At 61.7% G+C, this 12,479-nt stretch carries 15 protein-coding genes; 8 read left to right on the top strand and 7 right to left on the bottom strand.

Annotation, left to right across the window (positions count from 1 at the left end):
* Window positions 1–212 precede the first annotated feature (212 nt).
* Window positions 213–1,835, top strand: a complete 1,623-nt coding sequence (locus QN222_RS01680; RefSeq protein WP_284005179.1) for a glycoside hydrolase family 43 protein — start codon at window positions 213–215, stop codon at window positions 1,833–1,835.
* Between the two features lie 129 nt (window positions 1,836–1,964).
* The gene (locus QN222_RS01675; protein ID WP_283965980.1) at window positions 1,965–2,333 is read left to right on the top strand and encodes an RcnB family protein; all 369 of its coding nucleotides are present in this window, start codon (window positions 1,965–1,967) and stop codon (window positions 2,331–2,333) included.
* Window positions 2,334–2,548: 215 nt separating this feature from the next.
* Here the strand turns inward: QN222_RS01675 and znuA are convergent, their stop codons facing one another.
* On the bottom strand, window positions 2,549–3,547 hold the full coding sequence (gene znuA, locus QN222_RS01670) for a zinc ABC transporter substrate-binding protein ZnuA (RefSeq protein ID WP_283965981.1): 999 nt from the start codon (window positions 3,545–3,547) through the stop codon (window positions 2,549–2,551).
* A 149-nt stretch (window positions 3,548–3,696) separates the two neighbouring features.
* Between znuA and QN222_RS01665 the strand changes: the two genes are divergently transcribed.
* From QN222_RS01665 to QN222_RS01655, 3 genes are read left to right on the top strand one after another with little or no spacing between them, the layout of a single operon-like run.
* Entirely contained in the window at window positions 3,697–4,605 is a 909-nt protein-coding gene (locus tag QN222_RS01665) for a metal ABC transporter ATP-binding protein (protein ID WP_283965982.1), read from the top strand.
* Window positions 4,598–5,425 carry a zinc ABC transporter permease subunit ZnuB gene (znuB, locus tag QN222_RS01660; RefSeq protein WP_284005177.1) on the top strand — a complete coding sequence of 276 codons (828 nt, stop codon included), beginning with the start codon at window positions 4,598–4,600 and terminating at the stop codon, window positions 5,423–5,425. Before QN222_RS01665 ends, znuB begins: the two co-directional genes overlap by 8 nt.
* Window positions 5,425–5,820: a Fur family transcriptional regulator gene (locus tag QN222_RS01655; protein ID WP_180937848.1), complete on the top strand. Its 396-nt coding sequence runs from the start codon at window positions 5,425–5,427 to the stop codon at window positions 5,818–5,820. The genes znuB and QN222_RS01655 overlap by 1 nt, the downstream gene beginning before the upstream one ends.
* Window positions 5,821–5,835: 15 nt before the next feature.
* On the opposite strand, the gene QN222_RS01650 is transcribed toward QN222_RS01655, so the two are convergent.
* From QN222_RS01650 to QN222_RS01635, 4 genes are all read right to left on the bottom strand, one after another.
* Window positions 5,836–6,366, bottom strand: coding sequence for a gamma carbonic anhydrase family protein (locus QN222_RS01650; RefSeq protein ID WP_283965660.1), 531 nt, complete (start codon window positions 6,364–6,366; stop codon window positions 5,836–5,838).
* Between the two features lie 131 nt (window positions 6,367–6,497).
* Window positions 6,498–7,184: a fumarylacetoacetate hydrolase family protein gene (locus tag QN222_RS01645; RefSeq protein WP_283965661.1), complete on the bottom strand. Its 687-nt coding sequence runs from the start codon at window positions 7,182–7,184 to the stop codon at window positions 6,498–6,500.
* 195 nt (window positions 7,185–7,379) lie between these two features.
* Window positions 7,380–7,586: a hypothetical protein gene (locus tag QN222_RS01640; RefSeq protein ID WP_136510096.1), complete on the bottom strand. Its 207-nt coding sequence runs from the start codon at window positions 7,584–7,586 to the stop codon at window positions 7,380–7,382.
* 304 nt (window positions 7,587–7,890) lie between these two features.
* Complete coding sequence (locus tag QN222_RS01635) at window positions 7,891–8,130, bottom strand: DUF982 domain-containing protein (protein ID WP_283965668.1); 240 nt, start codon at window positions 8,128–8,130, stop codon at window positions 7,891–7,893.
* 318 nt (window positions 8,131–8,448) lie between these two features.
* Between QN222_RS01635 and QN222_RS01630 the strand changes: the two genes are divergently transcribed.
* On the top strand, window positions 8,449–8,877 hold the full coding sequence (locus QN222_RS01630) for a DUF4174 domain-containing protein (RefSeq protein WP_283965662.1): 429 nt from the start codon (window positions 8,449–8,451) through the stop codon (window positions 8,875–8,877).
* Between the two features lie 23 nt (window positions 8,878–8,900).
* On the opposite strand, the gene QN222_RS01625 is transcribed toward QN222_RS01630, so the two are convergent.
* Window positions 8,901–9,146, bottom strand: coding sequence for a hypothetical protein (locus QN222_RS01625; RefSeq protein WP_283965663.1), 246 nt, complete (start codon window positions 9,144–9,146; stop codon window positions 8,901–8,903).
* A 415-nt stretch (window positions 9,147–9,561) separates the two neighbouring features.
* On the opposite strand from QN222_RS01625, the gene dusA reads away from it, so the two are divergent.
* On the top strand, window positions 9,562–10,701 hold the full coding sequence (gene dusA, locus QN222_RS01620) for a tRNA dihydrouridine(20/20a) synthase DusA (protein ID WP_283965664.1): 1,140 nt from the start codon (window positions 9,562–9,564) through the stop codon (window positions 10,699–10,701).
* Between the two features lie 218 nt (window positions 10,702–10,919).
* On the opposite strand, the gene QN222_RS01615 is transcribed toward dusA, so the two are convergent.
* On the bottom strand, window positions 10,920–11,132 hold the full coding sequence (locus tag QN222_RS01615; RefSeq protein ID WP_283965665.1) for a cold-shock protein: 213 nt from the start codon (window positions 11,130–11,132) through the stop codon (window positions 10,920–10,922).
* 459 nt (window positions 11,133–11,591) lie between these two features.
* On the opposite strand from QN222_RS01615, the gene QN222_RS01610 reads away from it, so the two are divergent.
* Window positions 11,592–12,209: a J domain-containing protein gene (locus QN222_RS01610; RefSeq protein WP_283965669.1), complete on the top strand. Its 618-nt coding sequence runs from the start codon at window positions 11,592–11,594 to the stop codon at window positions 12,207–12,209.
* Window positions 12,210–12,479: the final 270 nt, after the last annotated feature.

Raw genomic sequence — 12,479 nt, 5'->3', positions numbered from 1 at the left:
CGCTCCTTCCTGCACAGGCACCGTGCGACGGGGTCTTGAAACGCTTCGGAGTTTCAGGCTGGATGCGCTCGCCGAGAATCTAGAGCGGTATGAGGGAAAGTGGGTGCGGTTTTCCGCCCGCATCCCGCTCTAACTTATTAAGAATCGATCACGTTTATGGTTTTGGGTCGTCTCGACCCAAAACCATCGTGCTCTAAGGGAAGAGGCAAGCCATGGTCGCGACTATCCGCAACCCGATCCTTCCGGGCTTCAACCCGGACCCGTCGATCTGCCGCGTTGGAGACGATTATTACATCGCCACTTCGACCTTCGAATGGTACCCGGGCGTGCAGATCCACCACTCACGCGATCTCGTGAACTGGCGGCTCGTGCGTCGGCCGCTGGAGCGGGCAAGCCAGCTCGACATGCGCGGCAATCCCGATAGCTGCGGTATCTGGGCGCCGTGCCTATCCTATTCAGGCGGGCTGTTCTGGCTGGTCTATACCGACGTCAAGCGCTTCGACGGCAACTTCAAGGATGCGCACAACTACATCGTCACGGCGGAAGCGGTGGAGGCGACCTGGTCCGACCCGGTCTATGTCAACTCCTCCGGTTTCGACCCCTCGCTCTTCCATGACGACGACGGCCGCAAGTGGTTCATCAACATGCAGTGGAACCATCGCACCGAGAGTTTCGGCGGCGCGCCGAAGAGCCCGGCTTTCGATGGCATTCTCCTTCAGGAGTGGGACGAGCGCACGCGCCGGCTGGTTGGCCCGGTCAAGAACATCTTCGCCGGCAGTTCGCTCGGCCTGGTCGAGGGGCCGCATCTCTTCAAGCGCAACGGCTGGTATTACCTGACGACCGCCGAGGGGGGTACCGGCTATGACCATGCGGTGACGATGGCGCGCTCGCGCACCATCGACGGGCCCTATGAGATGCATCCGAACACCCATCTCATCACATCGAAGGATCATCCCGAGGCTGCGCTGCAGCGGGCAGGGCACGGGCAATATGTCGAGACGCCGGACGGTCAGGCCTACCACACCCATCTTTGCGGGCGTCCGCTGCCGCCGCAGCGCCGCTGCACCCTCGGCCGCGAAACGGCGCTGCAGAAATGCGTCTGGCGCGAGGATGGCTGGCTTTACCTCGAAAACGGCGGCACGGTCCCGGACGTGACCGTTCCAGCGCCGGCGAGTACGAGCGTCGTCGCTCAGCCAAGCGTAGTCGAGACCGATTTCGACGAGGCGGAGCTTCCCGCCGAGTTCCAGTGGCTGCGCACGCCCGTGGCTGAGCGCATCTTCTCGCTGACGTGGCGGGAGGGGCATCTGAGGCTCTTCGGCCGGGAAAGCATCGGCAGTTGGTTCGAGCAGGCGTTGGTGGCGCGGCGGCAGGAGCACCATTCGTTCCGGGCAGAGACCGTCGTCGAGTTTGCGCCCGAGACCTACCAGCAGGTGGCCGGCCTGACGCATTACTACAACAGGCACAAGTTTCACGCACTGGGCGTTACCTGGCACGAAAAGCTCGGACGGGTTGTCACCATTCTCTCGTGCCCCGGCGATTTTCCGCATGGCCGCCTGGCGTTCCCGGCGGGCAGCGGCGTCGCGGTTCCGGATGGACCGATCCACCTGGCGATGGAAGTGCGCGACAACGATCTCCAGTTCTTCTGGCGGGCGACGGAGCGCGATACATGGCAGGCGATCGGCCCGGTGCTCGACGCCGGCGTGGTTTCCGACGAAGGTGGGCGGGGCGAGCACGGCTCGTTCACCGGTGCTTTCGTCGGCATGTTCGCCTTCGACACGTCGGGCAGCGCACTGCCGGCCGATTTCGATCATTTTCGCTATCAGGCGCTGTCTTAAGCGAATTAAATTTATAAGGAAACAATCATAAACGACGGTTATCATTACATAATTGTAATGCAGCGTTTCATATTCGGTTCAGGAAGCGAACTTTAGTTTCGAGGGGCAGACAACGAAAGGAAGCCCCTCATGAAACGTCTCATCATTGCCCTCGTCGCCAGTTCCTTCCTGGCAAGCCCCATGGCTTTCGCCCAACCGTCCAGATCTTTCGAGGTTGCGCAGGTGCATGACCGTTACCGGTCCAAGTCTGTCGACCGCCACGTATACAAGCACGTCGACAAGACCGTCGAAAAGCGCGTGATCATCAAGAAGCATCGCTGGGCGCGGGGCCATCGCTTGAGCCCGGCCGAGCGGCGCCACATGGCCTATGTCCGTGACTACCGGCGGTACAAGCTGCGCACGCCGCCACGCGGCCAGCAATGGGTGCGCGTCGACAATGACTTCCTGCTCATCAGCCTGGCGACCGGCGTGATCGTCGGCCTTGCCGCGGCGCACTGATCTCCAGCAGTTTGAAGAGGCGGCGGCCTGTCGGCCGCCTCCTTCTTCTTAGGTAACCAAGGGGGGAAAAGGCAGGTCCCCGAGGGCCGCCTTCGCCGTCTCGGAGGACGACGCTAGATCATTTCATTGTTTCATTGAAACAGGGAAATAATCTAACTCTTTGAAACTACGCAATTCCGGACGGAAAACCCTTTCACACTTTTCCTGGATTTGCTCTAGCTCGCCGAAGCGAGGCAGGATTTCAGCGAAGCGCCGAGATTCTCCATCAGTTGGAAATAGAGGTCTGGCCCGGCATCGAGCGTTGCCGCCTCAGGGTCGAGCGTTCCGGATTTCGCCGGGGTGCCTTCGATGACGACATTGATCAGCTTCGGCTCGAATTGCGGTTCGGCAAAGACGCAGGTCGCGCCCAGTTCCTTGATCTTGGCGCGGATTTCGGAAAGCCGTTCGGCGCCGGGAAGCACTTCGGGGCTGACGGTGATGGATCCGGCGACACGTACCTTGTAGCGATGCTCGAAATACTGATAGGCGTCGTGGAAGACGACGAAAGGCTTATCCCGGACCGGCGCCACGGTCTCTGCAAGGTTTGTGTCCAACGCATCCAATCTTTGGTTGAGCTTGGCCAGATTGGCTTCGTAGGCAGAGGCGTTGTCGGGGTCGGCTTCAGCGAGCGCTTTTTCGATCTCGGCGGCCATCGCCTTGGCGTTCATCGGGTCAAGCCACAGATGCATGTCGAATTCACCCTCGGCATGGTCGTGCTCATGATCGTGAGCCGGCTCCTGTTCGGCGCCGTGCTCTTCATGTTCGTGGCCATCGTGGGCAGCTTCATCACCTTCGTCGTCATGCCCGTGCGCCTCGAACGCACCGCCTTCGCGGAACGTCAGCTTCTCAAGACCGGGCGCTGCGCTGAGTTCCACCACCTTGGCACCGCTGCCAAGCGCTTCGAGCGGCTTGTCCAGGAAGGCTTCGAGGCCGTGGCCGACCCAGAACACCACGTTCGCCGCCTGCAACGCCGCGGCATTCGAGGGTTTCATGTTGTAGGTATGCGGCGAAGCGCCGCCCTCGACGATGAGCGACGGTTCGCCGACGCCCTCCATGATCGATGCAACCAGCGAATGGACAGGCTTGATGGAAGCCACCACATTGAGGCTTTCCGCCCAGGCCGGCGCGGACAAAAGGACGGTGGATGCAAAAAGCAGGGCAGGCGTCGATCTCATTGGGGTCTCCGAGCTTCACAGGTTCAAAGTGTTGCGTCGCCATTGCGCGTCCGACCTTGCGCAACGCCGCCATGTAATGTTATTACATCAATTGCGTTATGCTATAACGTGTGCGATAGCCAGTGGCAACCATCATCCGGAATTTTCTGATGCTGAATTACCGATCGCCAGAAACGAGGCCGCTCGTCAGCCTCAACAATGCCGGGGTGCGCCGGAACGGGCGATGGCTCGTGCGCGGCGTCGAGTTCTCGATCAGCAGGGGCGAAATCGTCACTCTGATCGGTCCGAACGGGTCGGGAAAATCGACGACGGCGAAGACGGCGATCGGCGTGCTGAAGCCAGACGAGGGACACGTCGAGCGGGTCGCGGGGCTCAAGGTCGGCTATGTGCCGCAGAAGCTCGCCGTCGACTGGACCTTGCCCTTGACGGTCGAGCGGCTGATGACGCTGACCGGACCCTTGAAGGGCCGTGAGATCGAGGAGGCGCTCGCCGCAACCGGAATGCTGCACATGGCGAAAGCGGAAGTGCAGCATCTTTCGGGTGGCGAGTTCCAGCGGGCGCTGCTTGCCCGCGCGATCGCCCGCAAGCCCGATCTGCTCGTTCTCGACGAGCCGGTCCAGGGCGTAGACTTCTCCGGCGAGATCGCGCTTTATGAACTCATCAAACAGATCCGCAACCGCACCGGCTGCGGCATCCTGCTGATCTCGCACGATCTCCATATCGTGATGGCCGAGACGGATACGGTCGTCTGCCTCAACGGCCATGTCTGTTGCCGCGGCACGCCGCAGGCGGTGAGCCGCAGCCCGGAATATCTGAAGCTTTTCGGTCGGCGGGCAGCCGGCACGCTCGCGGTCTACAGCCACCATCACGACCATACGCACCTGCCGGACGGCCGCGTGCTGCATGCGGACGGCAGCATCACCGAAAGCTGTTTCCCGGGTGACGGGCATCATCATCACGAGGAATCCGAGGACGTGCACGATCACGATCCGGACTGCGGCTGCGGCCATCACACGCGGCTCCAAGGCTTCGAACAGGCGGAGAAGCGCGATGCTTGACGATTTCTTCATCCGCGCGCTGGTCGCCGGCATCGGCATTGCCATGGTTGCGGGCCCGCTCGGCTGCTTCGTCATCTGGCGGCGCATGGCCTACTTCGGGGACACTATGGCGCATTCGGCACTACTCGGCGTGGCGCTGTCGTTGCTCCTCGAGCTCAACCTGATGATCAGCGTCTTCATTGTCGCCTCTGTCGTCTCGCTGCTGCTGCTCTTCCTGCAGAAGCGCGGTGCGCTGTCGACGGACGCGCTGCTCGGCATCCTCTCGCATTCGGCACTGTCGATCGGTCTCGTTATCGTCGCCTTCATGACTTGGGTTCGGATCGATCTCGTCGGCTTTCTTTTCGGTGATATTCTCGCCGTCTCCGAGGCCGACATCGACATCATCTGGGGCGGCGGCATTCTGGTGATCTTCGCGCTCGTCTATCTCTGGCGGCCGCTGCTCGCCTCGACCGTCAATCCGGAACTGGCGGAAGCCGAAGGCCTGCGGCCTGAGAGGGCACGGCTTTTCTTCATGCTGCTGATGGCGCTGGTGATTGCCATCGCCATGAAGATCGTCGGCATCCTGTTGATCACGTCGCTTCTGATCATCCCGGCGGCGACCGCGCGCCGCTTTGCCGGCTCGCCGGAAATCATGGCTGTTCTCGCTTCGGCGATAGGCGCGCTCGCCGTCGCCGGCGGCCTTTTCGGCTCGCTTCACTTCGACACGCCATCGGGGCCGTCTATCGTGGTCGCGGCACTGGCGCTGTTCGTGCTGAGTCTGCTGCCGGTCGGCAGAAGGCTCGAAAGCGCTTCACATTCTTCGTACGGAGGGCATCGCTGATGGGCACGCCGCAATTAACGAAAAACCAGTCGCTGGTGATGGGAGCGCTGGCCCATTCGGAAGGCCCTATGAGCGCCTATACCATTCTCGACAAACTGCGCGATGAGGGTTTTCGCGCGCCGCTGCAGGTCTACCGCGCGCTCGACAAGCTGCTCGAATACGGCCTCGTCCACCGGCTGGAAAGTTTGAACGCCTTCGTGGCCTGCACCTGCCCGCATGAGCATGAGCATGATCGCGGCGTCACCGCATTCACCATCTGCGAGGGCTGCGGCCAGGTGACGGAGTTCCACGACGCAGCGATCGAGGAGCGGCTTTCGGCGCTCGTGCGCGCGCAGAGCTTCAAGACCGAAAAGACGACGATCGAGATCCGCGGCCACTGCAAGAGCTGCGCCTGATTTCCGGCCTGCCCATCAGTCCAGCCGCGTCAGTTGGGCGGCATAGCGCTGCCAGTTCTTCACGTAGTGTTCGGCGGAACGCTTGAGCCTCTCGACGGCGGCGTCATCAAGGATACGGATCGCCTTGGCTGGTGCACCGACAATCAGCGAATTGTCTGGAAATTGCTTGCCTTCGGTGATGAGTGCATTGGCACCTACAAGGCAGTTCTTGCCGATCTGCGCTCCATTCAACACGGTCGCGCCCATGCCGATCAGCGAATTGTCGCCGATCGAGCAGCCGTGGATGATCGCCCGGTGGCCGATGGTGCAACCTTCTCCGATCGTCGTCGGAAAACCGGGGTCGACATGGATGATCACGGCTTCCTGGATGTTGGTGCGTGCACCGATGCGGATCGGCTCGTTGTCGCCGCGTAGCGTCGCGCCGAACCAGATGCCGACATCCTCGCCGAATTCCACCTGGCCGATAACATTAGCGTCGGGGGCGACCCAATAGCGGCCTTCCCCCGGCGTTTGCGGCTGCAGCGATCCGAGTGCGAAGAGTGGCATGCGTGTTTCCCTCCTGCTGCATGTTTCCTTCAATCCTAGCCGATTAAGGATCAAAACATGCAGCAATTCAAAGTGCGACAGCGTCCCTCGCGCGCCTGTCAGGACGCGCGGTGCTGCAGCGCTGGATCGAGCTAGACGACGGTGACCGAGAGTGCGGCGATGCCGTCGACGCCGCAAGTGACGACGTCGCCGCGCTGGACCGCGCCGACGCCCGCGGGTGTTCCGGTCATGATCACGTCGCCCGGCGCAAGCGTGAAGGTCGTTGAAAGCTCGGCGATGATCTCGGGCACCTTCCAGATCATCTGGTCGAGATCGCCCTGCTGGCGCGTTTCGCCGTTGACCTTCAGCCAAATATTTCCATTGCTCGGATGGCCGATCGCCTCCGACGGTACGAGTTCCGAGACAGGTGCGGAATGCTCGAAGGCCTTGGCGGCCGTCCAGGGCTTGCCGGCCTTCTTGGCTTCTGCCTGCAGGTCACGCCGTGTGAAATCGATGCCGACCGCATATCCATAGACATGATTGAGCGCTTCCTCGACGGGAATGTCGGCGCCGCCGCTGCGCAGGGCGACGATCAGTTCCACCTCGTGGTGGACATCGGAGGAGCGTGGCGGGTAGGGGAAGTTCTCGCCCGGCGGCCGCAGGTTGTCCGGGTTTTTCTGGAAAAAGAAGGGCGGCTCGCGGTCGGGGTCATGCCCCATCTCGATCGCGTGAGCGGCGTAGTTGCGGCCGACGCAGTAGACGCGCCGGACGGGGAAGCCCACGAGGCTGCCGGAAATCGGCAGCAGCACGGGCGGTGAGGGCGGTATGACTGTTTCCAAGATCGTCCCCTTCTACCGTGATCGACCCGGTGGCGACTATCGAACGCTGGGCCGTCATACGGAAGTTCGAGACGCCACAGGCCTGCGCATCGATAGACGCGCGGAACTGTGGCGAATCTGAAGCTGGACGTTAGCAGCCGGAAGGGCTGCCGCAAAAGGCAAAGTTATGCCGATGGTTCGACGCCGCGGCTGCACTCAGGCGCAGCGCACATAGGCTTTAAGCTGGTCGCGTGTCAGAAACCGGCCGTCCGAGCGCGAATTGAGTTCCGGATGGCTGTATTCGAGGCTGGGTACTTCGGGAAGTTCAAGGGCCTGTCGGACTGTCATGATGCCGATGTCCTTGCGGCCGCTTTCGCGCTTCATGCTGACTTCGACTATGCGATAGAGATGGCTCTCGCTCATGCTGGCTCTCCCGTCTTATTTTTCCCCTTGGTGTGGACTAAAGCTCTCCGAAATTGGTTTTTGTGAGGCACCTCAGAATATAACTGAGAGAAATGAACGCTTCGCGACAGAAATCGGGCGGTTTCGCGGAGATTTCTGTGTCATTTCGAGATATGAGCTATGAACTGTACCGGTTCCGCGCGCGATCAATTCGGTCGGATACGGATATTGTACACGGATGGCGGAGCCGAAAAAGGCTACCGCCGAAAACAAAAAATATACCTTGACCGGTGCGAGCAATATCCCGGCGTCGTGCGCCGGTGCCTCAATGCGTCTCTAGATGCGCCTCTTTGGCGGCGGAAATAAAGAGCTTGCGGGCCTCCTCGACGGTACGGCGGCCATCAATTGCTGCACGGCAGGCGCTGCGGGCGGCGACGTAGTAAGGTCCACGGTGGGGCCACTGGTCCGCCAGGCACCTCAGCGCGTCGGACGGTCCCTTGACCATACGCACGTCGTTACCGGTCAATCCAACCTCGATGGGATGGCTCCACAACACTTGATGCATGCTTCTCCTCCTTGAGATCATGAACAACAACGTCGCAAGATGGGCCCAGGTTCCGTACTCCTCTTGCGCGCAACTTGAGCCAAGCGCTTCAATGTAGCGCAGGAATTGCGGTTTGTCCGCTATTTTGCAGACGTTCGTCCGCCGGAGGAACCAATCGCGCTTCACAGGGGTTTCGCTTGCGTATGCTCTGAGGGGAGCGGCCGGACGATTGCCCTGGACGTTGGCGAACCGGATCAAATCCCCTGACGAGTTCATTGTGGTCGATCGCGCGCCGAGTTGGGACGGCGCGGCGGTCTTCTGTCGTGTTAGGAAGGAACAATGTGGACGAAATCGCTGGTCGCCGAAATCATTGGTGAGCCTTCGCTGTCGCAGTACGCCGGCAGCAGTCTCGCCCAATTCGAATGGAAAAATCGCGTCATCGTCATCTTCTCAGATCTCACGAACGAGAAAGCGGAACGTCAGGAGAAGCTGCTGCTTGCGAAGCACCGCGAACTTGCGCGTCACGATGTCGTCGTCCTGCGTGTCAGGGACGGTTGCGCCGTGCCGCTATATGGAGCCGGCGGTGATCTCGACGCTCGCCAGATCCGCGAGGACCTCGATGTCAACGAGGTTCGCGACTTCACCGTTGTGGTTGTAGGGAAGGATGGATCGGTGAGACTTCATGCGAACGAACCGAAGAGCCCGGCGGAGTTCTTCGCGCTTTTCCGGAGCGCCACGCCAGCAGATCATCATGCGCCGAGGAACTGACGCAGGAACTCGACCGCGGCTGGTCAATGCACCGTCTTTGAAATCGGCAGTCCCACCGAGGCCTCCTCCTTCAATTGGGCATCGACGCGCATCGCCGCCACATACTCTTCGGTGAGTTCCATCAAAGCCAGTGCGATCTCCTGCCACGTCCAGCCTTCGCTTTCGGCGACGGCGATCAGCAGCTCGAAATCGTCACCCATCGCACGTTGGCATTCGAGATCGCGGTCGCGATGATCGTTGCGAATGTTTTGTGCTAGCGCTTTAGACATCGTTCCTCCTCACTCCGAAAACCAACTCCGGGAGCATCCGCGTGGTTCCATCACGGAGAATTCTTTTGCTGGACAATACGTGATCGATGGCGAGATGGTTGCAGGGATGGTGTGGTTTGAAGAGTCTGTCGCACGAAGACCATTTACCATGGCGCGGCGGCGTCGATGCAACGGCGAGCGCGGTAGTCTCGCCTTATGTGAATCCACGCGCTATAAGGGCTCGCCCTACTGCATGGGTTCCTAAAATCGGAATCGATTTGAGGATAAGATCATGCAGCGGTTCAAAGCGCTACAGCGACCTTTGCGCGTCTTAAGAGACGCGCGGCGCTGTGGTTCCGTACTGCCGCTCCGATATGGCCCCGGCACGCCAGAAGGCGTCGTGCGCACCCGTGAGATGTGGAGAAAGTTGCCGCCAATGGCCGAAAATCCGGGAAATACCCGATACTTCAAGGCGCCGGTCTTCGCCGTGGCGCCGATGATCGACTGGACCGACCGGCACTACCGCTTCTTCGCGCGCCAGCTCTCGCGCCATGCGCTGCTCTATACCGAGATGATCGTCGCCGACGCGATCCTGCGGGGCGATCGCGAGAAGCTGCTCGACTACCATGCCGCGGAGAACCCGGTCGCCTTGCAGCTTGGCGGCAACGATCCGGTAAAGTTGGCGGAGGCGGCGCGGATCGGCGAAGGCTTCGGCTACGACGAGATCAACATGAATGTCGGCTGCCCGTCCGATCGGGTGCAGTCGGGCACTTTCGGCGCCTGCCTCATGCAGGAGCCGGCGCTCGTTGCCGAATGCGTTGCGGCGATGAAGGCGGCCGTCAGAATTCCCGTCACGGTCAAATGCCGCATCGGCGTCGACGACCAGGACCCGGAACAGGCGCTGCGCGAGCTTGTCGCCCTCGTGAAGGAAGCCGGCACGGATGCCGTCTGGGTCCATGCACGCAAGGCCTGGCTGAAAGGCCTGAGCCCAAGGGAGAACCGCGAGGTCCCGCCGCTCGACTATGGCCTCGTGCATCGGCTGAAAGCGGAAAATCCGAACCTTTTCATCGGTCTCAACGGCGGTCTTCAGACGCTGGATCAGGCGCTTTCGCATCTGGATCCTCGCCAGCTGCCGCCGGGCGCGGCCGCCGAGCCTTCCGTTGAAACCGGAAACGGCCCGGCCCTGGACGGCGTCATGCTCGGCCGGGCCGCCTATCACGACAGCGGCTTGCTAACCGCCGCCGACGGCCATTTTGCCCATCCCCTGACGGGTGCTGCGCCCGAGCCGATCGAGCCGCACGCCTTCAATGATCGCGATCATCGCCTGTCGCTCGATTACTGGGCCGGCGTGCGTGACGCCATGGCGGACTACGCCGCCACCCATATCGCCCGCGGCGGCCGGCTGATCCACGTCACCCGCCACATGGTCGGCCTTTTCCAGGGCTGGCCCGGCGCCCGACGCTACCGCCAGCTCCTCTCCGCCGACGCTACCCGCAAGGGCGCCGGCCCTGAGGTGATCCACGCCGCCTTCGACGCGGTGTTCGAGGCGGCAACGGCACGGCAGGCGGCGGAGTAGGCATATCAGGACTCTTTCGTTCCTGGATGCCCCTCACCCTAGCCCTCTCCCCGCGAGCGGGGCGAGGGGACTGAGAGCGTGCCGCACGTTTCCTTCGCCCCGCTTGCGGGGAGAAGGTGGCCGGCAGGCCGGATGAGGGGCTTTGCCGAACGCTACCCAACAAAAAAACGGCGCCTCTTGCGAAGCGCCGTTCTTCAAATCCAACCGAAAGGTCCGGCTTAGAGAGCCTGGAGGTTGACGGCCTTCGGGCCTTTGCCCATGCGGTCCGGCTCGGTGTCGAAGGAGACCTGCTGGCCGTCCTTCAGCGTTGCGAGGCCAGCGGCCTGAACGGCGGAAATGTGGACGAAAACGTCCTTCGCGCCGCCTTCCGGCGTGATGAAACCAAAACCCTTGTCCTGGTTGAAGAATTTTACGGTGCCCTTGGTGGTCATGGAAGAAGTCCTTTTCCTTCAGTCTTAGTTGGTTGTCCGCGCCCCCGGAGGGATGCGAACGGGTCGTCTTCAGCGCTATCGGCACTGAAAGGCGTCGAGTGGTCACGATATCGGGGAAAAGACGTCAACGATGCCGCTTGCGGCAGTCCCGGCGGAATGGCCGGGCTCAAACGAAAGTCCAGTCTCCGGGATTGAAAACGCCCGAACAATGCTAGAAGTGGCAGTATTTGCAGAAAAAGGCAAGCGAAGTTTCCGGATGCCGCAAAGCCGGGCGCAATGCCTTGGCCCCGGCCTCTTGCGCGGCTTCGCTCGGCGGCACACAGATCCCGAAATGTCGTGGATTGCCTCTTTCTGACCACATTTTCGTCCCGACGCTCGGCTGAGCGTAGCGAGCCCGGATGCAACCATCACGGGCTTGCTGCCGACGCGGCGAACCGGTAGGTCTGGCCGGAGAGGAACATTGCAATTGATGAACAACAGGTGCCCGGCGTGATCGATCCCTATGTCCTCCTCGGAATTGAGCGCGACGCCGACGAGCGGGCGATCCGGACTGCCTATCGAAAGGCCGTAAAGACCGCGCATCCGGACCGCGGCGGCGATGCCGAGCAGTTCGGTAAGCTGCAGGCCGCCTATGACCTGCTCAAGGATCCAGTGCGCCGCAAGGTCTATGACGACACCGGCTACGATCCGCAGCTCGCGGATCCCCGGGACCTCAAGGGCCTGATGATGCTCGAAGCGCTGGTCAACGACTTCATCCTCGACGAGCGCGAGCCCGGCACCTTCGATCCGGTCGCGGCGATGCGCCGAAAACTCTCCGACGACATCGTCAAGAACCGCTTCCACATCCTCGAGCTCGAACGCCACCGCTCGCGCGTCCGCAAACACCTCGACCGCCTCGGCCGGCGGCCGGAAACCGACGTGCTCGGCTCGATGCTGCGCGCGCGCAGCCAGTCGATCGCCGAGGCGATCAAGAACGCCGAATCGCAGATCGAGGCGATCGAGCAGGCCTATACGATGCTGGAGGGGTATTCGTATGAGCTGGAGGCGTTGGAGGCGAAGCCGCGCGCGGCGGAGTAGGGCGCTATCATGCGACGGTAGGAATCATCCGCTCTGCACGGCCGAGGTGAATTCAGGCACTGCACTGTTCCTGCCGCGCGACGCCAATTCCGCTGGCTGGGCGAAGGCCGCCAGGGCGAGTTTGCGGCGACCATTGTCCTGCGGCCAACGACGAGCCACGAACCACGCCCGGTAGCAACCCTTGTCCGCCAGGCGAACTGGCGCCGGCTGCGGCAGCACAACGAACGCTATTGACCTCTTCCTCGGATTTCTCAATCCCGAGGCTTGGTC

The sequence above is a fragment of the Sinorhizobium sp. 6-70 genome (assembly GCF_030124375.1).
In the GTDB taxonomy this organism is placed as follows: Bacteria; Pseudomonadota; Alphaproteobacteria; order Rhizobiales; family Rhizobiaceae; genus Sinorhizobium.
The sequence above is the reverse complement of the archived record's forward strand: the minus strand, read 5'-3'. Positions and strand labels throughout refer to the sequence as shown.